This is a genomic window from Streptococcus oralis subsp. dentisani, from assembly GCF_002096685.1.
Lineage (GTDB): Bacteria > Bacillota > Bacilli > Lactobacillales > Streptococcaceae > Streptococcus > Streptococcus oralis_AD.
Window position 1 is genome coordinate 206,980 of record NZ_NCVA01000039.1, and the last position, 23,740, is coordinate 230,719.

Genomic DNA, 23,740 nt, shown 5'->3' on the forward strand with positions numbered 1-23,740 from the left:
GTATAATGAGAGAATGACAGAAAGGATGTATTTATGGAACATAAAGAGAAACATTTTAGCCTATCTTGGTTTTTTAAGTGGTTTTTAGATAATAAAGCCATCACTGTATTTTTAGTAACCTTGTTACTGGGGCTAAACATTTTTATTCTAAGTAAGATTAGTTTTATCTTTTTACCTGTTTTGGATTTTTTAGGGGTTGTCATGTTGCCAGTTATTTTATCTGGTTTACTTTATTACCTCCTCAATCCGATTGTTGACTGGATGGAGAAACACAAGATCAATCGCGTTCTTGCTATCAGTATAGTTTTTGTCATTATTGGACTTTTTATCATTTGGGGTCTGGCAGTCGCTATTCCAAATCTGCAACGCCAAGTCTTAAATTTTGCAAAGAATGTACCGACTTATCTTAAGGATGCTGATATGGTTATCAATGACCTTGTAACCAAACGCTTGCCAGATGATTTTAGACCTCAGTTGGAGCAGGTTCTTGCAAATGTTTCTACAGAAGCAACGATATGGGCCAGCAAAATTTCTTCTCAAGCCGTCAACTGGGTCAGCGCCTTTATCAGTAGTGTTTCTCAGGTGATTGTAGCGGTCATTATCGTACCCTTTATGCTCTTCTATCTCTTGCGTGATGGAAAAGGCTTGCGAGATTATTTGACTAAGTTTATTCCAACGAAGTTAAAAGAACCTGTGGGTGAAGTCCTATCGGATGTCAATAAACAGCTGTCAAACTATGTTAGAGGACAGGTTACAGTTGCTATTATCGTGGCGATTATGTTTATTATCTTCTTTAAGATTATTGGTCTCAGATATGCTGTGACTCTTGGTATTACGGCTGGTATCCTCAATCTAGTACCTTACCTGGGTAGTTTCCTTGCCATGCTTCCAGCTCTAGTTCTTGGCTTGATTGCAGGACCAGTCATGCTTTTAAAAGTCGTCATTGTCTTTATTGTTGAACAAACGATTGAAGGACGCTTCGTATCGCCTCTTATTTTAGGTAGCCAACTGAACATCCATCCGATTAATGTCCTCTTTGTTCTCCTAACTTCAGGTTCTATGTTTGGTATTTGGGGAGTCTTGCTGGGAATCCCTGTCTATGCCTCTGCCAAGGTCGTTATCTCAGCTATCTTTAACTGGTATAAAAAAGTCAGCGGTCTGTATGAAGAAGAAGGGGAGGAAATCAAGAGTGAACAATAGTCAACGTATGCTCCAGGCTTTGGATGAACAGGATTTAAGCAAAGCGGATCAGTATTTTCACAAAGCCCTCGAAACAGATTCAAGTGAAGTTCTTTACGAACTAGCAAGCTATCTTGAGGTAATTGGCTTTTATCCTCAAGCAAAAGAAATTTACCAAAATATCGTTACAGAATTTCCAGAAGTGAATCTGAACTTAGCCAGCATTGTTAGCGAGGATGGCAATGTTGAGGAAGCCTTTGCTTACCTTGAGGAAATCACACCTGAAAGTGACTGGTATGTATCGGCCTTGGCCTTGAAGGCTGACCTCTATCAGTTGGAAGGATTGACAGATGTAGCGCGTGAAAAGTTACTGGAAGCCTTAAACTACTCAGACGATCCCTTATTAGTTTTTGGTTTGGCTGAGTTGGATAGCGAGTTAGGGAATTATCAGGAAGCTATTCAGGGTTATGCTCAATTAGACAATCGCTCTATCTATGAGCAAACGGGCGTCTCAACTTATCAGCGAATTGGCTATGCTTATGCCCAGTTAGGCAAGTTTGAAGCTGCAACTGAATTCTTAGAAAAAGCCTTAGAACTAGAATACGATGACCAAACTGCCTTTGAACTGGCTAGTCTTTACTTTGACCAAGAAGAGTATCAAAAATCTGTTCTTTACTTTAAGCAGATTGATACCATTTCACCAGATTTTGAAGGATATGAGTATGGTTATAGTCAAGCCTTGCACAAGGAACATCAGATAGAAGAAGCACTTCGTATCGCTAAACAAGGTTTGGAGAAAAATCCATTTGAAACTCGGCTCTTGCTAGCAGCCTCACAGTTTTCATATGAATTGCATGATGCTAGTGCTGCAGAGCAGTTTCTCCTTACTGCCAAAGAAGATGCAGAAGACCTTGAGGAGATTTTCCTTCGTCTCGCAACCATTTATATGGAACAAGAACGGTATGAGGATATCATCGCTCTTCAAAGTCAAGAACCAGAAAATCTCTTGACCAAGTGGATGATTGCCCGTTCATATCAGGAAATCGAGGATTTAGATAAGGCCTATGAGCTCTATCAAGAACTGTCATCTGACCTCAAGGACAATCCAGAGTTTCTGGAGCAATATACTTATCTCTTGCGTGAATTGGGATATTTTGAAGAAGCCAAAGTACAAGCCAAAGCTTATTTAAAAATCGTTCCAGATGATGTTCAGATGCAAGAACTCTTAGAAACACTTTAAAAGTTATCTCTCTAAAAAAGCGTATCCGTCAATTTGGCAGATACGTTTTTTTGAAAGAAATAGAATTTTTTTACAAAAACCCTTGCTAAATTGTTTATTTATGCTATAATAGGAACAATAATTTTTAGGAGGTGCAGTATGTCTTATTTGTTTGAGATATTACCGAGTTTATTGAGCGGTGCAAGCATGACTTTACAGGTTTTTGTACTGGTCTTGATTTTTTCTATTCCCTTGGGCGTTTTGATTGCCTTTGCCTTGCAAGTCCATTGGAAACTCCTCCATTATCTGATCAACATTTATATCTGGATCATGCGGGGAACACCCTTGCTCTTGCAATTGATCTTTATCTATTATGTGCTCCCAAATATTGGGATTCGTTTGGATCGCCTTCCTGCGGCTATTATTGCCTTTGTTTTGAATTATGCGGCTTACTTTGCTGAAATCTTCCGTGGGGGGATTGATACCATTCCTAAGGGGCAATATGAGGCTGCTAAGGTCTTGAAGTTTAGCCCTTTTGCCACAGTGCGCTATATCATCTTACCACAGGTGACCAAGATTGTTCTTCCTAGTGTATTTAATGAAGTCATGAGTTTGGTCAAGGATACTTCTCTGGTCTATGCTCTAGGGATTTCAGATTTGATTTTGGCTAGTCGTACAGCAGCCAATCGTGATGCTAGTCTGGTTCCTATGTTCTTGGCAGGAGCAATTTACTTGATTTTGATTGGTATTGTGACTATCCTTGCCAAAAAAGTTGAGAAGAAGTACAGTTACTATAGATAGGAGGTTGCCATGTTAGAATTACGAAACATCAACAAGGCCTTTGGTGGCAAACAAATCTTAACTAATTTCAGCCTATCAATTCCTGAAAAGCAAATCCTGGCAATCGTAGGTCCATCAGGAGGTGGCAAGACCACCTTGTTACGTATGCTAGCTGGATTGGAAACAATCGATTCAGGGGAAATTTACTATAACGGCGAATCGCTAGCTTTAGACGAACTAGAAAAGCGCAACCTACTAGGATTTGTCTTCCAAGATTTTCAACTTTTCCCTCATTTATCAGTTCTGGACAATTTGACCCTATCGCCTGTGAAAACTATGGGAATGAAGCAGGAAGAGGCTGAGAAGAAGGCGCGTGGACTCTTGGAACAGTTAGGACTAGCAGGGCATGCAGATGCTTATCCCTTCTCACTATCAGGTGGGCAAAAGCAGCGGGTGGCTTTGGCGCGTGCTATGATGATTGACCCAGAAATCATTGGTTACGATGAACCAACTTCTGCCTTGGATCCAGAATTACGCTTGGAAGTGGAAAAACTGATTTTGCAAAATAGGGAACTTGGGATGACGCAAATTGTGGTTACCCACGATTTACAATTCGCTGAAAATATTGCAGATGTATTATTAAAAGTAGAGCCTAAATAGGAGGAAAAATAATGAAAAAATTGATGCTTGTATTAGTCAGTCTAATGACTGCTTTGTTCTTAGCAGCTTGTGGGAAAAATTCTAGTGAAACTAGTGGAGATAATTGGTCTAAGTACGAGTCTAACAAGTCTATTACTATTGGGTTTGATAGTACTTTTGTTCCAATGGGATTTGCTCAGAAAGATGGTTCCTATGCGGGATTTGATATTGATTTAGCTACAGCTGTTTTTGAAAAATACGGTATTACGGTAAATTGGCAACCGATTGATTGGGATTTGAAAGAAGCTGAATTGACAAAAGGAACGATTGATCTGATTTGGAATGGCTATTCCGCTACAGACGAACGTCGTGAAAAGGTAGCATTCAGTAACTCATATATGAAGAATGAGCAGGTATTGGTTACTAAGAAATCGTCAGGTATCACGACTGCAAAAGATATGACTGGAAAGATTTTGGGAGCTCAAGCTGGTTCATCTGGTTATGCGGACTTTGAAGGAAAGCCAGCGATTTTGAAGGATATTGTCGCTAATAATGAAGCGAATCAATACCAAACCTTTAATGAAGCATTGATTGATTTGAAAAACGATCGAATTGATGGCCTATTGATTGATCGTGTCTATGCAAACTATTATTTAGAAGCAGAAGGCGTTTTAAACGATTATAATGTCTTTACAGTTGGACTAGAAACAGAAGCTTTTGCAGTTGGAGCACGTAAGGAAGATACAACTCTGGTTAATAAGATAAATGAAGGATTTTCTAGTCTTTACAAGGATGGTAAGTTCCAAGAAATCAGTCAAAAATGGTTTGGAGAAGATGTGGCAACCAAAGAAGTACAAGAAGGAAAGTGAAATAAAATAGTGGATGAGACTGCGTTTTGATTAGCAAAACGTAGTCTTTTTATCAATTGGGAAAGCGCATGATAGCCATTTAATATAGCGGATTGAATCTGGAATAGTATACTGTGACTTCTAAAACATTGCTAGAAATTGATTTGACTTTTCCAATCAATTTGTTCAGATTTTATTTCATTTCACTTTATTCTGGAAAGATTTTCTAAATTTTTTCCTCAAATTGAGTCTCTTTTCTTATCAAAAAATCCTCTGGCAAAACCAGAGGATAAGGGTTTATTTCATTGTTGGGAAAAGCAATACGTCACGGATAGTAGTTGTATCTGTGAGGAGCATGCAGAGGCGGTCAATACCGATTCCCAAACCACCTGTTGGTGGCATACCGTATTCAAGAGCCTCAATGTAGTCGTAGTCGATACCTGTTGCTTCGTCGTCACCAAGTTCTTTAGCTTTTGCTTGGGCTTCAAAACGGCTAAGTTGGTCGATTGGGTCGTTCAACTCGGTAAAGGCATTACCGTATTCTTTAGTCATGATGAAGAGTTCGAAACGGTCTGTAAAGCGTTCGTCTTCAGGATTTTTCTTAGCGAGTGGAGACACAGCTACTGGATGTCCATAGACAAAGGTTGGTTGAATCAAGGTTTCTTCAACGAACTCTTCAAAGAAGGCGTTGATAATGTGACCGACTTCAGTGTAGTGTTTCTCAACTGGAACTTTCTTCTCAGCAGCGATAGCTTTGGCTTCCTCGAAGGTCATGTCTTGCCAGAAATCTACGCCAGTAATTTCCTTGATAGCATCCACCATGTGAACACGTTTAAATGGTTCATTTATCTTGATTTCAGTACCTTGATAGTTAACTGGACCAGCACCTTTAACTGATTTTGCAGCGTGTTGGATAATACCTTCCGTCAAGTCCATGATATCTTGGAAGTCAGCATAAGCTTGATAAACTTCGATAGAAGTGAACTCAGGGTTATGAGTGGCGTCCATTCCTTCATTACGGAAGATACGGCCAATTTCATAGACACGTTCCATACCACCAACAATAAGACGTTTTAAGTGGAGCTCAGTCGCGATACGAAGCACCATGTCAATGTTTTGGGCATTGTGGTGAGTGATAAATGGACGAGCAGCAGCACCACCAGCTTCGTTGTGAAGAACAGGTGTTTCCACTTCAAGGAAACCCTTTTGATCAAGATAACGACGGATTTCAGAGATGATTTTTGAACGAGTGACAAAACGTTCAAAGCTTTCACGGTTAGAAATCAAGTCAAGGTAACGTTTACGGTAAATTGTTTCAACGTCAGTCAAACCGTGGAATTTCTCTGGAAGTGGGCGAAGTGCTTTAGACAAGTGTGTGATGTGAGTTGCCTTGATAGAAAGTTCTCCCATATCTGTACGCATGACTTCACCTTCGACACCAAGGAAGTCACCGAGGTCAGCCTTTTTGAAGATTTCGTAGTTTTCTTCACCGACTTCGTCTTTACGAACGTAGATCTGGATTTGACCTTCTCGGTCTTGAAGATGGGCAAAGCCAACTTTTCCTTTTCCACGTTTAGTTACTAAGCGTCCAGCGATAGTAGCAGTTTCGTTTAATTCGTGTAGTTGTTCTTTATCAAGTTCTGCAAATTTATCTTTTAGTTCTTGTGAGTTAGCAGTACGTTCAAAACGTTTTCCGAAGGGATCGATTCCCTGCTCACGGAGCGCAGCCATTTTTTCACGGCGAACGATCTGCTGGTCATTTAGTTCTTCCATATGTTCTGTAGACATGGGTTCCTCCTAATTTTACTCAAAATTTGATACGATGAGTCTTTTTTGCGATACTCCCATTTTATCATAAATAGTCAAGAAATTCACGGATATTCTTTGAAAACTAAAAAGAACTTGACCATTGGGATCAAGTTCCATTATTTTTCTTGATAGGAAGTGTCATTCCATCTTTCCAGAGTGAAGGTTTCAAAATCCTCGGTCTCCAAAATTGTAAGACTGGCATTGGCCAAGCCTCCATCTTTGCGAAGATGAGCCTCTTTATAGCCTAGAAGAGTACGTAGGCTAGCAGTGAGATTTGCACCATGACCGACGATTAGAATGTTTTCAGCCGGACTTTCTTTCAGAGATTTGATAAATTGAATAGTACGCTGAGTCGTAGAGTAGAGGGATTCAGCTTCAAACATCTTCGTATCAAACTGAGCCAGATTAGAGCGAAAGGCCTTGATTTGTCGTGGATAGATGGCATTGAGCGTTGCGATTTTTAATCCCTCTAGTTTTCCAAGTTGCCATTCGCGCAGGCCTGGAATACTTTCTAAAGGACAGGGTGTTTGGAGTTGGCTTTGGATAATCTCAGCAGATTTGACTGCTCGAGGTAAATCACTTGAATAAATCTTATCAAAAGGTATTTCTTTGAGATACTGGCCAAGTTGCTTTAGGATATCAATAGACTCTGGAAGAAGGGGAGAGTCACCACTAGCACCTTGAAAACGTCCTTCAAGATTCCAGAGGGTGCGACCATGACGAACAAAATAGAGTTTCATTACTTACTTTCCTCCAAGATATCAGCAAAATCCGCTTTTACAAAGCTGGCTAAGTCCTGAGGGCGTATGATAATACTATGCCCGACTTCCCCAGCAGAGACGATCATTTGGTCCAAATCCAAAGCAGTCTGATCAATAAAAATAGGATAATTGTGTTTCTGACGAATACCGACAGGGTTGTTAGCTCCATGAACATAGCCTGTCGTTTTTTCCAAATCTTTTTGAGGAATCATGCTCACCTTTTTATTGCCAGAAACCTTTGCTAGTTTTTTCTCGGCGAGGTGTTCCGTTATGGGAACAATTCCGATGATTGGTCCCGTCTTGTCACCCAGCAGAGCCAAGGTTTTAAAAATCTCTTTTCGGTCGTATTCAGGAGGAAGTTCACCCTCAAGCGCGTTGATTTGAATACCAGTATGGTCAATCCCTGCCTTGGTCAAGATCTGCTCGACCAAGGTTTTTTTAATCTTAACTTTCTTTGCCATTATTTATACTTATCCTCCAACTGGCTCATCCAGATACCAAGCCAAATGCCAAGCGCAAAGAAGAAGGCAATGAGAACATAGCTCACAATAGAAAGTCCAGTGTATTGGATACTTTCAGCATTTCCGGCATTTGGGATCAAAATTAAAAGGGTGCTTGAAAGCACAATCCCAATGATAAAGTGATAAACACGGGAGTGGTAGTTGTTCAAGGCGTGATCCATTAATTTTGAAAAGATAATGAGGGTTGCTCCTGCACCAATCCCGATAGGAAGGAAGGTACCAAACAAATCAAAGGTCTTAAAACCAGTGAGCATTGGAGCGTACAGTCCCAAAATCAAAAGTAGATTTGACGGACTTAAACCAGGCACCAAGACACCAAGAGCTAAAAGAACACCTGCCAAGATGAAGTTTGCAAAACTAGCACTGAGTGAACCTACGACAAAATTGAGAGCGTAGAGGCCGACTCCTGAAAGGATAAAGGTAGTCCAGAACCAGACTAGGTCAATCTTATCACGATCAGATTCTCGAGTTGATTCTTTAAGGAGACTAGGAACTGTACCAATGATAGCTCCTGCAAAACTCCATAAAACATAGACTTGGTAATTTTCTAGCAAATATTCAATCGGATAAGAAAACAAACCAATTCCGAGCAACATCCCGATAGCTACTGGGATAAAGTAAAGGACATTTGATTTGAAATCCTTAAAAGGATGAGCCAGAAAAGAAATCATTCGCTCGTAGATACCTAATATTGCTGCCAGAACTCCTCCAGAAATTCCAGGCAAGATAAATCCTAAGGCGATGACGATTCCTTTAATAACTCGTGCAATCCATGAAAACATAATAAAATCCTCAATTTCATAAAATTCTTCTCTATGCTATCAATTATAACACAGACGAGGAGAAAATGAAAAAACAAGTGAAAAAGTTTGTTATTTTCACTTGTCTTATGGTCTTAAAAATAGCTTTCTGAAGGTTTCTTCCTTCTCCTTAGCAGTAGAAATCAAATTGATGTCCAAATGATGTTCAAATCCTGCAATTCTTCCTTTAGATGTGTACTGGTGGAGATCGTAGTCCAGATCAGTATTTGGCCTAGTTTCAAAATAACCAGAGTCAGTTCCATAAGAAGGGATCCAAATAGCAGTGAACTTGTCTGTATTGATACTGTGCTCTTGCATAAAGTAAACCCCAATGTAGATGCCGATATTTTTAGCTCCTAAAGATTCCAGTTTGGCACGAAAAGCTTCAACACCTTCATTCATATTGGACATTGTTTGTTCTTCAACGTCTAACCAGTAGTAGCTAGGATTGTAGGGAGAAGCAGCATTGTAGAAGACTTCAGCAGCCTTTTCCATATCTTCTTTACTTTTTCCAGCTACGTAAGCATACACACCCACAGGGACATTACGTTTTTGAAATTCTGCAATGTGATTTTTATAGGCTTTATCGACCCCATTGATAAAGGCTGCATCATTTGTTTCAGTGTGCTGTGCCCCATTGTGCACGCGAACGATAACACCAGAAATGTTTTGAGATAAGGTGTCGTAGTTGATTTCCTCAGGTCTTTGCCAACCAGAGACGTCGATAATGGGTTTGTCAAGATTATGCAAGGCTTGTGTTTCAACTTGAAGGGCATTTGGTTTTGTTTTGATAGGATGATCCTCAAAACTTGGTCTATTGAGGAGTAAAATCGCTATGAAAATTCCAAATAAACTAAAAATAATAGCCGGATGAATTTGTTTTCTCATATTTATTTAGTTTATCGTAAAAATTTAAAAAAATCAAAGGAAACAGTTTAGAAATGTAGACAAGTAGGGGAGATTTTCAGGAAAGCACCTGTTTGTTTGTTCTTTAAAAGTAAAATTATGGTATAATATAAGGGAATTTTTACAGAAAAGAGAATAGTATGTCAAATTATGCCATTATTTTAGCAGCGGGTAAGGGTACTCGCATGAAATCAGATCTTCCAAAGGTACTTCATAAAGTAGCAGGAATTTCGATGTTGGAACATGTTTTTCGTAGTGTTGGTGCTATTCAACCTGAAAAAACAGTTACTGTAGTTGGTCACAAGGCTGAGTTAGTTGAGCAAGTCTTGGCTGGACAGACAGACTTTGTCACCCAATCAGAACAACTAGGAACTGGGCATGCTGTCATGATGGCAGAGCCCATTCTCCAAAATCGTTCTGGACATACCTTAGTCATCGCTGGAGATACTCCTCTGATTACAGGTGAAAGCTTGAAAAATCTCTTGGATTTCCACATCAATCACAAAAATGTGGCGACGATTTTAACAGCTGAAGCAGCAGAGCCTTTTGGGTATGGTCGTATCGTCCGTAACGATAATGCTGAAGTTCTTCGCATTGTGGAGCAAAAGGATGCGACTGATTTTGAAAAACAAATCAAGGAAATTAATACTGGTACTTATGTTTTCGATAATGAACGTCTTTTTGAAGCCCTTAAAAATATCAACACTAACAATGCCCAAGGTGAGTATTATATTACTGACGTGATTGGTATTTTCCGTAATGCGGGTGAGAAGGTTGGCGCCTATACTCTCAAGGATTTTGATGAAAGTCTTGGAGTAAACGACCGTGTAGCTCTTGCGACTGCGGAAGCAGTGATGCGTCGCCGTATCAATCACGCTCACATGGTCAATGGTGTTAGTTTTGTCAATCCAGAAGCAACATACATCGACATTGATGTTGAGATTGCTCCGGAAGTCCAAATCGAAGCTAACGTTACCTTGAAAGGTCAAACGAAGATTGGGGCGGAAACTGTTTTAACAAATGGAACTTATATCGTGGATAGCACAATTGGGACTGGAGCCGTGATTACGAACTCCATGATTGAGGAAAGTAGTGTTGCGGACAGTGTGACAGTCGGTCCCTATGCTCACATTCGTCCAGGTTCAAGCCTAGCTTCCCAAGTACACATTGGAAACTTTGTTGAAGTTAAAGGATCTTCAATCGGTGAAAATACCAAGGCAGGTCATTTGACTTATATCGGAAACTGTGAAGTGGGTAGCCATGTTAACTTTGGTGCAGGTACTATTACAGTCAACTACGACGGGAAAAACAAATACAAGACCGTTATTGGCAACAATGTCTTTGTTGGCTCAAACTCAACCATCATCGCCCCTGTAGAACTTGGGGATAATTCTCTTGTTGGAGCTGGTTCAACCATTACCAAGAATGTTCCTGCAGATGCCATTGCTATCGGCCGTGGACGACAAGTTAACAAAGACGAGTACGCAACACGCTTACCTCATCATCCGAAGAATCAGTAGGAGTTTGTCATGGAATTTGAAGAAAAAACGATTAGTCGAAAGGAAATTTATCAAGGTCCTATTTTTAAACTAGTGCAAGATCTGGTGGAACTACCAGAAGGAAAGGGTACTGCCCAACGTGACTTAATTTTTCACAATGGGGCTGTTTGTGTACTAGCTGTGACAGCTGAGGACAAAATTGTCCTCGTTAAGCAATACCGAAAGGCTATTGAGGCGGTCTCTTATGAGATTCCTGCAGGTAAACTGGAAATTGGTGAAAATGCAGATCCAATGGCAGCGGCCCTTCGTGAATTGGAAGAAGAAGTTGCCTATACTGGTAAGTTAGAACTGTTGTATGATTTCTATTCTGCGATTGGTTTTTGCAACGAAAAATTAAAACTCTACCTTGCTAGTGATTTGGTCAAGGTGCAAAATCCTCGCCCACAAGATGATGATGAAACCTTGGAAGTCCTAGAAGTAAGTCTAGAGGAAGCCAAAAACCTGATTCAGTCAGGTCATATCTGTGATGCCAAGACCATTATGGCGATTCAGTACTGGGAACTACAAAAGAAATAGAGGAGCAACCCATGGGAAAACCTTTATTAACAGATGAAATAATTGAACGTGCCAACCGAGGTGAGAAAATATCGGGTCCTTCTATACAAGATGATGAGGAAACAAAGATCCTACCAGCATCTTCGCAACATTTTGGTTATTCACGTTCCAGAGACCACGGCTTTAGTCGAGATACCTTAACAATCGAAGTAGAGCAAACGATTCACAAGAGTCGCCGAATTGAGAACACCAAGAGAAATGGTTTTAATTCAAAACTCAATCGTATCTTGTTTGCAGTCATCCTACTCTTGATTTTGTTAATTTTAGCGATGAAACTCTTGTAATTGGAAAGGACATCAAATGAAAATTGGAATCATTGCAGCAATGCCAGAAGAGCTCGTACACTTGACTCAAAATTTAGATAGAGCACAAGAAGTCCAAGTTCTCGGAAATACCTACTATACTGGCACTGTTGGTAATACTCAAGTTGTCCTAGTTCAGAGTGGGATTGGGAAGGTCATGTCGGCTATGAGTGTAGCTGTTCTAGCTGACCATTTCCAAGTAGAAGCCATCATCAATACAGGTTCTGCAGGTGCACTTGCAGAAGGGATTGCTGTCGGTGATGTAGTAATCGCGGATAAACTGGCCTACCATGATGTGGATGTGACTGCATTTGGCTATGCTTATGGTCAGATGGCTGGTCAACCTCTTTACTTTGAATCAGATCAGAAGTTTATCACTAGAATTAAAGAAAACTTATCTCAGTTAGAACAGACTTGGCACCTAGGCTTGATTGCTACAGGGGACAGTTTTATAGCTGGAGATGATAAGATTGCTAGTATCAAATCTCACTTCCCTGAAGTTTTAGCAGTGGAGATGGAAGGGGCTGCTATTGCTCAGGCGGCGCAGGCTCTTGACCTACCTTTCCTCGTCATTCGTGCTATGAGTGACAATGCCAATCACGAAGCCTCGATCTCTTTTGATGAGTTTATCATTGAAGCTGGACGTCGTTCTGCTCAAGTCTTACTAGCCTTTTTAAAGGCCTTGGATTAAGCGGAAATTTGACAGTTTATCTAGCTTATGATAAGATTTAAATAAAGAAAAGCTAGAAAACGTTTCAGAGGATATTATGAGTATTGAAATGACCGTCAGTGAGATTGCAGAGGTCTTAGGACTATCTCGTCAAGCAATCAACAATCGTGTCAAAGAACTTCCAGAAGAGGACACAAAAAAAAATGACAAAGGTGTAACTGTAGTTACTCGAAGTGGTTTAATCAAGCTAGAAGAAATCTATAAAAAAACAATTTTTGAAGATGAACCAGTCAGTGAAGATGTCAAACAACGCGAACTGATGGAAATCTTGGTTGATGAGAAAAATGCTGAAATTCTTCGATTGTATGAGCAACTCAAGGCCAAAGACCAGCAGTTAGCAGAAAAAGATGAGCAGATGCGCATCAAAGATCGCCAGATTGCTGAAAAGGACAAACAGTTGGACCAACAGCAACAGTTAACTCTTCAAGCTATGAAGGATCAAGAAAGCTTGAAACTCGAGTTGGACCAAGCAAAAGAAGAAGTCCAAGCAACCAAAAAAGGCTTTTTTGCTCGCCTTTTTGGAGGAAAATAAAGAAGCTGTTTGGGTTATTCACTAACCTGATGGCTTCTTTTATTATTTATAGTTTAATTTGAATAGTAATTGAGGTAAAACATGGAAAAATTAAGAGACTATATCGCCTTTGATTTGGAATTCAATCAACATGAAGGGGTTACCCATTTAATTCAAGTATCAGCAATTCGCTTTCAAGATGGACAAGAAAGCGCTGCTTTTGATTCTTATGTTCATACCAAAGTACCTTTAAAGAGTTTTATCAATGGTTTGACTGGAATCACAGCTGAAACTTTGAAAGATGCGCCAAAAGTAGAAAAAGTTTTAAAAGACTTTCAGGCATTTGTTGGCAACTTACCTATCGTAGGTTACAATGCAGCTAAGAGTGATTTGCCTATTCTCTTGGAGCATGGTATTGATTATCGTGACCAGTATAAGGTTGATGTATATGATGAGGCTTTTGAACGCCGTAGTTCTGACCTACACGGAATAGCAAATCTTAAATTACAAACTGTTGCGAATTTTTTAGGCTTTCACGGGAAGTCACATAATAGTTTAGAGGATGCCCGCATGACGGCGCGTGTTTACGAAGCTTTTTTGGAATCGGATGAAGGAAAGCTATTATTAGAAGACCAGAGTAGTTTTTCTATGAATCCCTTTAATAGCTTAGACTTATCTCAATTTTTAGACTAGGAGTGCCTAATGAAACCTGAAAAACCTAAAAAACTAGGTTTTAGGAAAATTTACCTCAACCTAGATAAAGTTCTCTTCCTCTTTTTCTTAATTTTCATGATGGTGGAGTATTTGTGGTTACCTCTCAATTCGTTTCTTGCTGGTCTTTTACTCAGCCAGACGGGCTATTTGTTTATTTCTTACAATAATATTTTTGCCATTATCACGAGTTCGCCATTAATCAGTCTGGCCTTTCTCGTCTTGATTGTAATCAATCTTTTGGTGGCCTATTTCCAGATTTGCCTCCTCTTTATTGGGGCGCGTCACCTTCTCTACCACGAAAAGAGAACCTTGATTGAGTACAGTCGCAAAGTTTTCCAGCAAAGTTTTCTGTTCATGAAACGCTTGAGCTTCTGTAAGATGGCCTTTGTATTCTTCTACGTAGCCATGCTCTTTCCTTTCATCAGGAAAATTTTAAAAATTTATTACTTAAATAAAATCGTTATTCCAGACTTTATTGTGACTTATCTGGAAGACAAGTACTGGCTAGTGGGCTTGATGATTTTTGCCTCTGCTTGGATTTTGCTCTATGTGTCTGTCCGACTCATGTTTGCCCTTCCGAAGATTCTCTTTGAAAAGAGGACTGTGAGAGAAGGAGTAAAATATAGCCTACAAAAGACAAAAAAACAAGTTCTCTTTTATGCTTGGAACTTGCTACTCATTATTATTAAAACCTATCTTTTTTTCTTCCTCCTCTTGACTCCCTTGCTAATAGGACAGATTGTAATTGACAATTTAACACAGAAAGAATCACTGATTCTTGGAGTTATTAACTTTGTCTTGATAAAAAACATCCACTATATGGCCTTGACCTATTTCCTTGTTAAGTTTGTCTCCTTTTTGACAGGTGAGGAACTGGAGATTATGCCAAGAAGAAAAAAAGACCATTTGATGAGATGGGGAGTTATGGGTTGCGCTAGTATCTTTTTTGCGCTGGAAGGTTATATCTATCTGGAAGCTCCTGTGACAAATACCCCTTTAGTCATTTCACATAGGGGTGTTTCAAATAAAAATGGTGTACAAAACACTGTGCAGTCTTTGGAAAAAACAGCTCAACTAAAACCAGATTTGATTGAAATGGATGTACAGGAGACCAAAGATGGTCAGTTTGTGATGATGCATGACGCCAATCTTAAGAACTTAGCAGGTATCAATGCCAGACCTCAAGACTTGACTTTGGAGGAGTTGACAGGGTTAGATATTTCTGAAAATGGCTATCGAACCAAAATATCTAGTTTTGATGACTATCTCAATCGCGCGAATGAACTTCATCAAAGATTGTTGATTGAAATCAAAACCAGTAAAAAAGACAGTCCACAAATGATGGAACGTTTTCTAGAGAAGTATGGACCGATTATCAAGCAGTATGGTCATCAGATGCAATCACTAGACTATCATGTGATTGACCAAGTTCTGAAATATGATTCGACTATTCCAGTTTATTTCATCCTACCATATAACAGTATTTTCCCAAAAACCAAGGCAACGGGCTATACTATGGAGTATTCAACATTGGATGAATATTTTGTTACTAAACTTTGGTATACAGAACAAAAGCTTTACGTATGGACCATCAATAGCTCTGACGCACTTGATAAATCGTTGCAGTTGTCAGTGGATGGGATGATTACAGATGACATGGAGATGCTACAGGAGACTTTAGCAGCAGCTCAGGAAGATCCAGAATACACCGATCTCCTTTTGAAAAAAGCTACGGAGTTTTTTAATTTCTAACATAGAAAAAAGGAGAAGTGAACCTTCCTCCTTTTTCTGTAGGTGATTAGAATGGTAATTTTCCAGCGAAAGCACCTAATTTTTTCTTAGTCGTTTCGTCGATTTGTTCTAGAGCAGCGTTGATGGCTTGAACGGTCATATCAGACAAGGTTTCTAGGTCTTCTGGATCTACAACTGCTGGGTTAAAGTCAATACTGACCACCTTTTTGTCTCCAGTTAAAGTTGCTTGGACAAGGTCTTGAGCAGATTTTCCAACAAATTGCATAGCAGCGAGTTCTGCTTGACTTTGTTCCATTTGTTTTTGAAGTTTTTGTGCTTGGCGCATCATGTTTTGCATGTTCATCATGGTGGTTTACAGTTTCCTTTTCTATTATTCTCCTAACCATTTTATCAATTTTAGGGATAAAAGTCTATTATTAGTTTAAAGCCAAATTTCAAGTTCAAGTTAGTCAGCAAGCAGTCTTCTCTGGGAGACTTGTAGTCCAAGCATTTTTTAAGATAGTTGTTGATCCAATTTTCAATGAAGGCGACTTCTTTGGGAGTCGTTTTCTTGGTTCCTTTAGGTAGCCATTTACGAATGAGCCTGTTGTGATTCTCATTAGTTCCCCTTTCCCAAGAGGCATAAGGGTGTGCGTAGTAAATTTTTTCCTTAGAAAACACATCAGACAAGCGGTTGAATTCGGCTCCATTATCTGCCCGTGATGGAAAGAATGTGATGTTGTCTTAAGATGAGTTTTAGAGCCTGATTGACGGGCTCAGCGCTTTTATTGGGAATCAATCGGATGATTTGATGTCTGCTCCTTCGATCCGTCAAGACCAGCAGACAGTGGTTTTTCGCTCTTGTAAGTAGAACCGTATCAATCTCATAATGCCCATTCTCCAATCGAAGATTGATAACATTGGGACGCTGTTCAATGGATTGACCAGCAGGTTTAAAGTTGAGGCTAGCTTGTTTCTTGACAGTTTTTCCTTTTTTAGGATAAAGTAGATTCTGTTTGGTCAATCCTAATTTTCCATGATGAATCCAGTAGTAGATGGTAGAAATTCCCACTGTAACGCCCTTAGACTTGACCATCATTTCAGGAGACAACTTTTGGTTATAATAGTGGAGGATCTTTACCGAAAAAGGCCTACTATCCAGTAGTCAATCCTACTGTACTGATACTTTTTCAGCTTATCTATGGTATAATAGAAGGTAGATTTATCAATTGGAGTATGAAGGATTTTATGATTAAACTTGTAGCAACCGATATGGATGGAACCTTTCTAGATGGAGAGGGTCGATTTGATATGGAACGCCTCAAAAACTTGCTTGTTTCCTACAAGGGAAAGGGGATTTATTTTGCAGTGGCTTCAGGTCGTGGTATTCTGTCCCTGAAAAAGTTGTTTGCGGATGTGCGTGATGAAGTGATTTTTATAGCTGAAAATGGGAGCTATGTTGAGTTTCATGGGGAGGATATGTATGAGGCTACCATGTCTCGAGACTTTTACTTGAGCACTTTTGAAGCTTTGAAGAAATCGCCCTATTTTGATGAAAACAAAATGCTCCTGACTGGGAAAAAAGCTTGTTATGTATTGGACACTGTGGATGAGACCTATCTGATGTTTAGCCGTCACTACAATGAAAATATTCAAAAAGTAGCGAGTTTGGAAGATATCACGGATGAGATTTTTAAATTCACTACTAACTTTACTGAAGAAACGATAGAAGCTGGTGAGGCCTGGGTTAACGAAAATGTTTCTGGTGTGAAAGCCATGACAACAGGTTTTGAATCCATCGATATTGTCTTGGACTACGTTGATAAGGGTGTGGCTATTGTTGAGTTGGCAAAAAAACTTGGTCTGACCATGGATCAGGTTATGGCGTTTGGCGATAATCTCAATGATCTTCACATGATGCAGGTTGTCGGTCACCCAATCGCTCCAGAAAATGCGCGACCAGAGATTTTAGAATTAGCAGAGACAGTGATTGGTCACCATAAGGACCAGTCAGTTATGGCTTATATGGAGGGCTTGTAATGGCAGATATTAAATTGATTGCATTGGACTTGGATGGTACCTTGCTGACAACGGATAAAAAGCTGACAGATCGTACCAAGGCGGTCCTCAAAGCTGCGCGTGATCGTGGCATCAAGGTCGTACTGACAACGGGGCGTCCTCTTAAGGCCATGGATTTCTTTCTCCATGAGCTAGGGACTGACGGTCAGGAGGACGAGTACACCATCACCTTTAATGGTGGTCTAGTGCAGAAAAACACGGGGGAGATTCTTGATAAGACAGTCTTTTCAATCGACGATGTGGCGCGATTATACGAGGAAACTGAAAAACTCGGACTTCCGTTAGATGCTATTTCAGAAGGAACAGTCTATCAAATCCAGTCGGATCAAGAAAGTCTCTATGCTAAGTTCAACCCAGCCCTGACTTTCGTGCCTATCGCTTTTGAAGATCTATCTAGTCAGATGACGTATAATAAATGTGTAACTGCCTTTGCCAAAGAACCTTTGGATGCAGCTATTCAACAGATTTCTCCTGAATTGTTTGACCAATACGAAATCTTCAAATCGCGTGAACTCTTATTGGAATGGTCGCCGAAAAACGTCCACAAGGCAACAGGTTTAGCGAAATTAGTTAAACACTTGGGAATTGACCAAAGTCAAGTGATGGCTTGTGGGGACGAGGCCAATGACCTTTCCATGATTGAGTGGGCAGGTCTGGGAGTTGCCATGCAAAACGCAGTTCCAGCGGTTAAGGAAGTTGCCAATGTGATTACCCCAATGACCAACGACGAGGAAGCCGTTGCCTGGGCTATCGAAGAATACGTGCTAAAGGAGAACTAGAATATGGGATTATTTGACCGTCTATTCGGGAAAAAAGAAGAGCCGAAAATCGAAGATATAGTAAAAGAAGCACTGGAAAATCTTGATTTGTCAGAAGAGGTTGAAGAAAACCAAACGGCTGTCAAGGAAACAAGCCAAGAAGAGACAGAAACGGACAAAGTGGAAGAAACTCCTGCTCAAGGAGAAATTTCACAGGTCTCGACAGAAGAAGTCATTGAACCAGAAGCAGTCGAGAAAACTGCTCAGGAAGAGCTTGAGCTAGAATCTGATGAATTGGAACAACTCCAAGAGCCGGAAGAAATTCTAGAAGAAGAGAGCCAAGAAACTGTAGAAACTGAAGAAGAGCTCGCTTCTGAAGTAGTAGAAGAAGAATATCCTCAAGTTGAAGAGACCGTTCAGGAAAAATATGACCGCAGTCTCAAGAAAACCCGTACAGGATTCGGAGCTCGTTTGAATGCCTTCTTTGCCAACTTTCGTTCTGTCGATGAAGAATTCTTCGAGGAATTGGAAGAACTGCTCATCATGAGCGACGTCGGTGTGCAAGTCGCTTCAAACTTAACAGAAGAACTACGCTATGAAGCCAAATTAGAAAACGCTAAGAAGCCAGACGCACTCCGCCGTGTCATTATCGAGAAATTGGTTGAACTCTATGAGAAGGATGGCAACTACGATGAACAAATCCATTTCCAAGATGGTTTGACAGTCATGCTCTTTGTTGGTGTTAACGGTGTTGGGAAAACAACTTCTATCGGGAAATTGGCTCATCGCTACAAACAAGCTGGCAAGAAAGTCATGTTGGTTGCGGCAGATACCTTCCGTGCTGGAGCTGTTGCCCAGCTAGCAGAATGGGGCCGTCGTGTTGATGTTCCTGTTGTGACGGGACCTGAAAAGGCTGATCCAGCTAGTGTGGTCTTTGATGGGATGGAACGTGCTGTAGCAGAAGGAATTGATATTCTCATGATTGATACAGCAGGGCGTCTGCAAAATAAGGACAACCTTATGGCCGAGTTGGAAAAGATTGGTCGTATTATCAAGCGTGTCGTTCCAGAGGCACCCCATGAAACATTCCTGGCACTCGATGCTTCGACTGGACAGAACGCCTTGGTACAAGCTAAGGAATTTTCTAAGATAACACCATTGACAGGAATTGTTTTGACAAAAATTGACGGAACTGCCCGAGGTGGTGTTGTACTAGCCATCCGCGAAGAACTTAATATCCCTGTAAAATTGATTGGTTTCGGTGAAAAAATCGATGATATCGGGGAATTTAACTCAGAAAACTTTATGAAAGGTCTCTTAGAAGGCTTGATTTAATATAAAATAAATATCCTGCAAGTCAATCTTGCAGGATATTTTTGCTATTCTAAACGGCCATCTTCACGATAGGCGATATCTGGTTGCCAGGTCCATTTGGCTCCATACTTCTCAAGTAAGTCAAAGCTAGCTTGTGGCCCCATGCTTCCAGCTTTATAATCGTAGAGTGGAACACCATTTTCAGCCCAGAGATCTTCGATACGGTCAATCAATTTCCATGAAGCACTTACCTCATCCCAGTGGCTGAAATTGGTTGAGTTGTTGTTCAAGACATCGTAGATTAATTTCTCGTAAGGATCTGGTGAGGCCCCAGTAGCTGTAGCATCTGTACGGTAATCCAGAGAGCTTGGTGCCAGGTTAAATTCTTCACCTACTTGTTTCCCATTTAGGCTAAGAGAGAAGCCTTCAGTTGGTTGGATATAGATGGTCAAGATATTTGGTGCTAATGGTTCTCCAAAGATAGAGTCCATTTGCTTAAAGACGATATTGACATGAGTCCCTTTTTCAGTCAGACGTTTACCAGTACGGAAGAAGAAGGGAACGCCACGGAAACGATCGCTGTCTACAAAGAAGGCGCCAGATGCGAAGGTTTCTGTTGTAGATTCAGGATCGACGTTTGGCTCGCTACGATAGGAAATGTATTTCATGCCATCGATTTTACCAGAGCGGTACTGACCACGGATAAACTGTTCTTTCAATTCTTCCTCAGTTGGATGATAGAGGTTTTTAAAGACCTTTATCTTTTCAGCACGAATCTCATCCTTTGTAAAGCTAGCTGGTTTGTCCATGGCTAGAAGAGAGAGGAGTTGGAGAGTATGGTTTTGCACCATATCACGAAGGGCACCAGATTGATCATAGTAGCCACCACGCTCTTCTACACCCAAGCGTTCCGCAAAGGTAATTTGGACATTATCGATGTGTTCACGGTTCCAAACATTCTCAAAGATCATGTTGGCAAAACGAACAGCAAAGATACTCTGAATCATCTCTTTACCTAGGTAATGGTCAATTCGGTAGATTTGCTCCTCATCAAAGGCCGCAAGGAGATCTTCATTGAGTTTGCTTGCTGTTTCGTAGTCTGTACCAAATGGTTTCTCAACGATCAAGCGCTCAAAACCTTTGCCATCGACAATGTTTTCAGATTTGAGGTGCTTGGCAATGGTTCCAAAGAACTGAGGTGCCATAGACAAGAAGAAGAGCTTATTGTGTTCAGCTTGGTATTTTTCATTCAGCTCAGCTTGTAATTGATGCAAAGCAATGTAATGTTCTGTATCATTCACATCATGGCTTTGATAGTAGAAGTGGCTGGCAAATTCTTGGGCTTGCTCGGTACTATCTGCCAAATCAAGGATGGACTCGACAACTACAGATTCAAAATATTCCTTACTCCAAGGTCTACGAGCTGTTCCGATAACTGCAAAATGCTCAGAAAGATTGCCTGATTTATATAGTCTGAAAAGGGAAGGGTAGAGTTTGCGTTTAGCTAAATCTCCACTCGCACCGAAAATTGTAACAATAACCTTTGATGACATCTAGCTACCTAATTTCTATATTTTTTCCTAGTTGGACTAGGGATGAGATTTCCTCATTATCATAGTTTTTATTTTATCATAATTTTCAAAAAAATCAAAAAATCCAATACGCAATTAAAAAACTGTAAGGAGAACCTTACAGTTTTGTTTTATACATTTAAGACCTTATCCAAGAACTCTTTTAGACGAGGGTGTTGTGGGTTATCGAAGATTTGATCTGGAGTTCCATCTTCTAGGAATTCACCATCAGCCGTAAAGATAACACGGTTGGCCACCTGACGAGCAAATCCCATCTCGTGGGTTACGATGATCATAGTCATGCCTTGCTCTGCCAATTCCTTCATAACATTCAGTACATCTCCAACCATTTCAGGGTCCAGAGCGGAAGTTGGCTCATCAAAGAGCATGATATCAGGATTCATGGCAAGTCCACGAGCGATGGCTACACGCTGTTTCTGACCACCTGATAGGCTATCTGGGTTAGCATTAGCCTTGTCTGCAAGACCGACTTTCTCCAGCAACTCCATCCCCAATTTTTCAGCTCCTTCTTTGGTCATCCGTTTGTGTTCAATAGGTGCAAAAGTGATATTCTCTAGGACGGACATGTGAGGAAAGAGGTTGAAGTGTTGGAAGACCATTCCGACGTTTTCGCGAACATGGTCGACATTGGTTGATTTTTCAGTCAGATCATAACCATTCACTGTAATATGGCCACTCGTTACCTCTTCGAGAAGGTTAAGGCTACGGAGGAAGGTCGATTTACCAGAACCAGATGGACCGATGATACAAACAACATCTCCTTCATAGAACTTAGTTGTAATGCCTTTTAAAACTTCGTTTTTTCCATAATACTTATGTAAATCATTTACATCAATTTTTAGTTTTGCCATTAACGAATCCTCTTTTCTAAGCGTTTCGCTAGTCTAGTCAAAAGCGTGATAATTACAAGATAGAAGATAGCAAGGATTGCATACATCTTGAAACTTTGGTAGTTACGAGCGATGATGATTTTACCAGTTTGGAAAAGTTCCACCAAACCGATAGCAGATACGATGGTTGTATCTTTAAGAGCGATAACGAATTGGTTGACGAAGTTTGGCAACATCAATTTAGTTGCTTGTGGCAAGATAATCTTACGCATGGTTTTTCCATAAGAGATACCCAAGCTTCGGCTGGCCTCCATTTGCCCAACTGGAACAGCTTGAATCCCACCACGAACGATTTCAGCGATATAAGCAGCAGCATTGAGTGAGAGGGCGATGGTACCAGCTACAAAGTCGTTAATTGGACTTTGTTGGCCTGTAATGGACTCGATAAAGTTTGGAATTCCCCAGAAGATGAAGGCTGCAAGAATCATCAAGGGAATACCACGGATAACGTCAACGAAGATCTCAGAGATAAGACGAAGAGATTTGTATGGGCTAACGCTAAACATACCAAAGATAATCCCAATTACAATGGCAATCGCAAACGAGATAAGTGCTAAAGCGAGAGTGATTCCAAGCCCGCTAAGGAGTTGTTTGTAGTTGTTTTGAAGCAAGCCCCAGATAGTAGTTTCGTCAACTGTAATTGTAGAAGTAGTTGCTGCTCCGCTAGCTAGATACTTGTCGAGAATTTTTTGAAATTCACCGTTTGCTTTGAGGTTAGCAAGCCCCTTATTGAACATCTGGATCAATTCAGGGTTTGTTCCTTTTTTTACGGCAAAGGCTGTTTCACCGATTGGAGTCCCAGCGATTGGCGTTTTCAATTTTTGTCCTTGACTGATAGAATATTTGAGAACGGGCTCATCATCCATCACGGCATCGATAGCTCCAGTGTTGAGACTGTCATACATAGATGATCCATCTGAAAAGGTTTTAATCTTGTAGCCGTATTTGCTCTGGTTTTCAGTAAGGAACGTTTGAGAAGCTGTCCCGTTTTTAACACCAACTGTTTTATCCTTGAGATCTTCATAAGAAGCAATGGTACTGGATTCTTTCACACCAAGAATAGTATTAGCAGTGTAGTAGGAATCAGAGAAATCAAATGTAGCTTTACGAGCATCCGTAACAGACATACCAGCAATAATACCATCAGCTTGTCCGGCCTGAACAGCACTGATCGCTGCATCAAAACCTGGGTTAGTAATCTCAATTTCGAAACCTTGATCTTTGGCAATAGCTTTAATCAAGTCCATATCAATACCAGTATACTCGTTGTTTGAATTTTGAAATACAAAAGGTGCAAAAGATGAATCACTTGCAATAATATACTTTGATTTAACAGTGTCAGCTTTTGCTATTCCTAGTGAGAAAATGGGAAATAAAATGAGCAAACATGCTAGGATTTTTTTCTTCATTTTTAGTCTCCTTTCTGAATATTTTTTAATTATAACAGAAAAAAAGCCAGAAGGCAAATTTTAATGATTTTTATGTAAGAAGATATGACATAAGAGTGCAAATTTGCTAAATCAATAGATAAAGAATCTAATGG

At 40.3% G+C, this 23,740-nt stretch carries 24 protein-coding genes and 1 pseudogene; 15 read left to right on the forward strand and 10 right to left on the reverse strand.

What is annotated here, in order from left to right:
• Nucleotides 1–33 precede the first annotated feature (33 nt).
• The 5 genes from B7705_RS03850 to B7705_RS03870 all read left to right on the forward strand — a co-directional run bounded on the left by B7705_RS03850 (nt 34) and on the right by B7705_RS03870 (nt 4,686).
• On the forward strand, nt 34–1,200 hold the full coding sequence (locus tag B7705_RS03850; protein WP_084947910.1) for an AI-2E family transporter: 1,167 nt from the start codon (nt 34–36) through the stop codon (nt 1,198–1,200).
• A complete protein-coding gene (locus B7705_RS03855; RefSeq protein WP_162284871.1) occupies nt 1,190–2,419 on the forward strand; it encodes a tetratricopeptide repeat protein in 1,230 nt (409 codons plus the stop codon). The genes B7705_RS03850 and B7705_RS03855 overlap by 11 nt, the downstream gene beginning before the upstream one ends.
• Nucleotides 2,420–2,557: 138 nt before the next feature.
• Nucleotides 2,558–3,199: an amino acid ABC transporter permease gene (locus B7705_RS03860; RefSeq protein ID WP_000120845.1), complete on the forward strand. Its 642-nt coding sequence runs from the start codon at nt 2,558–2,560 to the stop codon at nt 3,197–3,199.
• Between the two features lie 9 nt (nt 3,200–3,208).
• Nucleotides 3,209–3,838 (forward strand): amino acid ABC transporter ATP-binding protein, encoded by a 630-nt coding sequence (locus B7705_RS03865; protein ID WP_000891749.1) that lies wholly within the window; start codon nt 3,209–3,211, stop codon nt 3,836–3,838.
• A gap of 11 nt (nt 3,839–3,849) precedes the next feature.
• The gene (locus B7705_RS03870; protein WP_084947913.1) at nt 3,850–4,686 is read left to right on the forward strand and encodes an amino acid ABC transporter substrate-binding protein; all 837 of its coding nucleotides are present in this window, start codon (nt 3,850–3,852) and stop codon (nt 4,684–4,686) included.
• A gap of 276 nt (nt 4,687–4,962) precedes the next feature.
• On the opposite strand, the gene lysS is transcribed toward B7705_RS03870, so the two are convergent.
• From lysS to B7705_RS03895, 5 genes are all read right to left on the reverse strand, one after another.
• On the reverse strand, nt 4,963–6,453 hold the full coding sequence (lysS, locus tag B7705_RS03875; RefSeq protein ID WP_084947916.1) for a lysine--tRNA ligase: 1,491 nt from the start codon (nt 6,451–6,453) through the stop codon (nt 4,963–4,965).
• A gap of 137 nt (nt 6,454–6,590) precedes the next feature.
• The gene (locus tag B7705_RS03880; protein ID WP_084947919.1) at nt 6,591–7,214 is read right to left on the reverse strand and encodes a histidine phosphatase family protein; all 624 of its coding nucleotides are present in this window, start codon (nt 7,212–7,214) and stop codon (nt 6,591–6,593) included.
• The gene (locus B7705_RS03885; RefSeq protein ID WP_084947921.1) at nt 7,214–7,696 is read right to left on the reverse strand and encodes an aminoacyl-tRNA deacylase; all 483 of its coding nucleotides are present in this window, start codon (nt 7,694–7,696) and stop codon (nt 7,214–7,216) included. Before B7705_RS03885 ends, B7705_RS03880 begins: the two co-directional genes overlap by 1 nt.
• Entirely contained in the window at nt 7,696–8,538 is an 843-nt protein-coding gene (locus B7705_RS03890) for a DUF368 domain-containing protein (protein ID WP_084947924.1), read from the reverse strand. Before B7705_RS03890 ends, B7705_RS03885 begins: the two co-directional genes overlap by 1 nt.
• Nucleotides 8,539–8,643: 105 nt before the next feature.
• Nucleotides 8,644–9,444, reverse strand: coding sequence for a glycoside hydrolase family 25 protein (locus B7705_RS03895; RefSeq protein WP_084947926.1), 801 nt, complete (start codon nt 9,442–9,444; stop codon nt 8,644–8,646).
• 158 nt (nt 9,445–9,602) lie between these two features.
• Between B7705_RS03895 and glmU the strand changes: the two genes are divergently transcribed.
• The 7 genes from glmU to B7705_RS03930 all read left to right on the forward strand — a co-directional run bounded on the left by glmU (nt 9,603) and on the right by B7705_RS03930 (nt 15,585).
• A complete protein-coding gene (gene glmU, locus B7705_RS03900; RefSeq protein WP_084947928.1) occupies nt 9,603–10,982 on the forward strand; it encodes a bifunctional UDP-N-acetylglucosamine diphosphorylase/glucosamine-1-phosphate N-acetyltransferase GlmU in 1,380 nt (459 codons plus the stop codon).
• A 9-nt stretch (nt 10,983–10,991) separates the two neighbouring features.
• On the forward strand, nt 10,992–11,537 hold the full coding sequence (locus B7705_RS03905; RefSeq protein WP_084947932.1) for an NUDIX hydrolase: 546 nt from the start codon (nt 10,992–10,994) through the stop codon (nt 11,535–11,537).
• A gap of 11 nt (nt 11,538–11,548) precedes the next feature.
• Nucleotides 11,549–11,860 (forward strand): cell wall synthase accessory phosphoprotein MacP, encoded by a 312-nt coding sequence (gene macP, locus B7705_RS03910; protein WP_084947935.1) that lies wholly within the window; start codon nt 11,549–11,551, stop codon nt 11,858–11,860.
• Between the two features lie 16 nt (nt 11,861–11,876).
• Nucleotides 11,877–12,569: a 5'-methylthioadenosine/adenosylhomocysteine nucleosidase gene (locus B7705_RS03915; RefSeq protein ID WP_084947936.1), complete on the forward strand. Its 693-nt coding sequence runs from the start codon at nt 11,877–11,879 to the stop codon at nt 12,567–12,569.
• A gap of 76 nt (nt 12,570–12,645) precedes the next feature.
• Nucleotides 12,646–13,140 carry a chromosome segregation protein RocS gene (gene rocS / locus B7705_RS03920; protein ID WP_084947939.1) on the forward strand — a complete coding sequence of 165 codons (495 nt, stop codon included), beginning with the start codon at nt 12,646–12,648 and terminating at the stop codon, nt 13,138–13,140.
• Nucleotides 13,141–13,221: 81 nt separating this feature from the next.
• Nucleotides 13,222–13,812: a 3'-5' exonuclease gene (locus B7705_RS03925; protein WP_084947942.1), complete on the forward strand. Its 591-nt coding sequence runs from the start codon at nt 13,222–13,224 to the stop codon at nt 13,810–13,812.
• A 9-nt stretch (nt 13,813–13,821) separates the two neighbouring features.
• Nucleotides 13,822–15,585, forward strand: coding sequence for a glycerophosphoryl diester phosphodiesterase membrane domain-containing protein (locus B7705_RS03930; RefSeq protein ID WP_084947944.1), 1,764 nt, complete (start codon nt 13,822–13,824; stop codon nt 15,583–15,585).
• A 46-nt stretch (nt 15,586–15,631) separates the two neighbouring features.
• On the opposite strand, the gene B7705_RS03935 is transcribed toward B7705_RS03930, so the two are convergent.
• The gene (locus B7705_RS03935) at nt 15,632–15,931 is read right to left on the reverse strand and encodes a YbaB/EbfC family nucleoid-associated protein (RefSeq protein WP_061416779.1); all 300 of its coding nucleotides are present in this window, start codon (nt 15,929–15,931) and stop codon (nt 15,632–15,634) included.
• Nucleotides 15,932–15,981: 50 nt separating this feature from the next.
• Nucleotides 15,982–16,705: pseudogene (locus B7705_RS03940) on the reverse strand (IS30 family transposase); the annotation flags it as partial.
• 107 nt (nt 16,706–16,812) lie between these two features.
• On the opposite strand from B7705_RS03940, the gene B7705_RS03945 reads away from it, so the two are divergent.
• Genes B7705_RS03945 through ftsY form a run of 3 tightly spaced genes read left to right on the forward strand, consistent with a single transcriptional unit; the run spans nt 16,813 to nt 19,736 of the window.
• Complete coding sequence (locus B7705_RS03945) at nt 16,813–17,604, forward strand: Cof-type HAD-IIB family hydrolase (protein WP_084948150.1); 792 nt, start codon at nt 16,813–16,815, stop codon at nt 17,602–17,604.
• Nucleotides 17,604–18,422, forward strand: coding sequence for a Cof-type HAD-IIB family hydrolase (locus B7705_RS03950; protein WP_000763415.1), 819 nt, complete (start codon nt 17,604–17,606; stop codon nt 18,420–18,422). The genes B7705_RS03945 and B7705_RS03950 overlap by 1 nt, the downstream gene beginning before the upstream one ends.
• A 3-nt stretch (nt 18,423–18,425) precedes the next feature.
• Complete coding sequence (gene ftsY, locus B7705_RS03955; RefSeq protein ID WP_000522287.1) at nt 18,426–19,736, forward strand: signal recognition particle-docking protein FtsY; 1,311 nt, start codon at nt 18,426–18,428, stop codon at nt 19,734–19,736.
• Between the two features lie 44 nt (nt 19,737–19,780).
• Here ftsY and zwf read toward each other — a convergent pair whose 3' ends face one another.
• The 3 genes from zwf to B7705_RS03970 form a co-directional block, all read right to left on the reverse strand.
• Nucleotides 19,781–21,268, reverse strand: coding sequence for a glucose-6-phosphate dehydrogenase (gene zwf, locus B7705_RS03960; protein WP_000096099.1), 1,488 nt, complete (start codon nt 21,266–21,268; stop codon nt 19,781–19,783).
• Between the two features lie 149 nt (nt 21,269–21,417).
• The gene (locus B7705_RS03965; protein ID WP_001096338.1) at nt 21,418–22,158 is read right to left on the reverse strand and encodes an amino acid ABC transporter ATP-binding protein; all 741 of its coding nucleotides are present in this window, start codon (nt 22,156–22,158) and stop codon (nt 21,418–21,420) included.
• A complete protein-coding gene (locus tag B7705_RS03970) occupies nt 22,158–23,606 on the reverse strand; it encodes an amino acid ABC transporter substrate-binding protein/permease (protein ID WP_009013994.1) in 1,449 nt (482 codons plus the stop codon). The genes B7705_RS03965 and B7705_RS03970 overlap by 1 nt, the downstream gene beginning before the upstream one ends.
• Nucleotides 23,607–23,740: the final 134 nt, after the last annotated feature.

What these genes read in the sequence shown, in the direction of transcription:
- B7705_RS03850 (WP_084947910.1), top strand. Translation starts at nt 34, where the DNA reads ATGGAACATAAAGAGAAACATTTTAGCCTATCTTGGTTTTTTAAGTGG.
- B7705_RS03860 (WP_000120845.1), top strand. Translation starts at nt 2,558, where the DNA reads ATGTCTTATTTGTTTGAGATATTACCGAGTTTATTGAGCGGTGCAAGC.
- B7705_RS03865 (WP_000891749.1), top strand. Translation starts at nt 3,209, where the DNA reads ATGTTAGAATTACGAAACATCAACAAGGCCTTTGGTGGCAAACAAATC.
- B7705_RS03870 (WP_084947913.1), top strand. Translation starts at nt 3,850, where the DNA reads ATGAAAAAATTGATGCTTGTATTAGTCAGTCTAATGACTGCTTTGTTC.
- lysS (WP_084947916.1), bottom strand. Translation starts at nt 6,453, where the DNA reads ATGTCTACAGAACATATGGAAGAACTAAATGACCAGCAGATCGTTCGC.
- B7705_RS03880 (WP_084947919.1), bottom strand. Translation starts at nt 7,214, where the DNA reads ATGAAACTCTATTTTGTTCGTCATGGTCGCACCCTCTGGAATCTTGAA.
- B7705_RS03885 (WP_084947921.1), bottom strand. Translation starts at nt 7,696, where the DNA reads ATGGCAAAGAAAGTTAAGATTAAAAAAACCTTGGTCGAGCAGATCTTG.
- B7705_RS03890 (WP_084947924.1), bottom strand. Translation starts at nt 8,538, where the DNA reads ATGTTTTCATGGATTGCACGAGTTATTAAAGGAATCGTCATCGCCTTA.
- B7705_RS03895 (WP_084947926.1), bottom strand. Translation starts at nt 9,444, where the DNA reads ATGAGAAAACAAATTCATCCGGCTATTATTTTTAGTTTATTTGGAATT.
- glmU (WP_084947928.1), top strand. Translation starts at nt 9,603, where the DNA reads ATGTCAAATTATGCCATTATTTTAGCAGCGGGTAAGGGTACTCGCATG.
- B7705_RS03905 (WP_084947932.1), top strand. Translation starts at nt 10,992, where the DNA reads ATGGAATTTGAAGAAAAAACGATTAGTCGAAAGGAAATTTATCAAGGT.
- macP (WP_084947935.1), top strand. Translation starts at nt 11,549, where the DNA reads ATGGGAAAACCTTTATTAACAGATGAAATAATTGAACGTGCCAACCGA.
- B7705_RS03915 (WP_084947936.1), top strand. Translation starts at nt 11,877, where the DNA reads ATGAAAATTGGAATCATTGCAGCAATGCCAGAAGAGCTCGTACACTTG.
- rocS (WP_084947939.1), top strand. Translation starts at nt 12,646, where the DNA reads ATGAGTATTGAAATGACCGTCAGTGAGATTGCAGAGGTCTTAGGACTA.
- B7705_RS03925 (WP_084947942.1), top strand. Translation starts at nt 13,222, where the DNA reads ATGGAAAAATTAAGAGACTATATCGCCTTTGATTTGGAATTCAATCAA.
- B7705_RS03930 (WP_084947944.1), top strand. Translation starts at nt 13,822, where the DNA reads ATGAAACCTGAAAAACCTAAAAAACTAGGTTTTAGGAAAATTTACCTC.
- B7705_RS03935 (WP_061416779.1), bottom strand. Translation starts at nt 15,931, where the DNA reads ATGATGAACATGCAAAACATGATGCGCCAAGCACAAAAACTTCAAAAA.
- B7705_RS03945 (WP_084948150.1), top strand. Translation starts at nt 16,813, where the DNA reads ATGATTAAACTTGTAGCAACCGATATGGATGGAACCTTTCTAGATGGA.
- B7705_RS03950 (WP_000763415.1), top strand. Translation starts at nt 17,604, where the DNA reads ATGGCAGATATTAAATTGATTGCATTGGACTTGGATGGTACCTTGCTG.
- ftsY (WP_000522287.1), top strand. Translation starts at nt 18,426, where the DNA reads ATGGGATTATTTGACCGTCTATTCGGGAAAAAAGAAGAGCCGAAAATC.
- zwf (WP_000096099.1), bottom strand. Translation starts at nt 21,268, where the DNA reads ATGTCATCAAAGGTTATTGTTACAATTTTCGGTGCGAGTGGAGATTTA.
- B7705_RS03965 (WP_001096338.1), bottom strand. Translation starts at nt 22,158, where the DNA reads ATGGCAAAACTAAAAATTGATGTAAATGATTTACATAAGTATTATGGA.
- B7705_RS03970 (WP_009013994.1), bottom strand. Translation starts at nt 23,606, where the DNA reads ATGAAGAAAAAAATCCTAGCATGTTTGCTCATTTTATTTCCCATTTTC.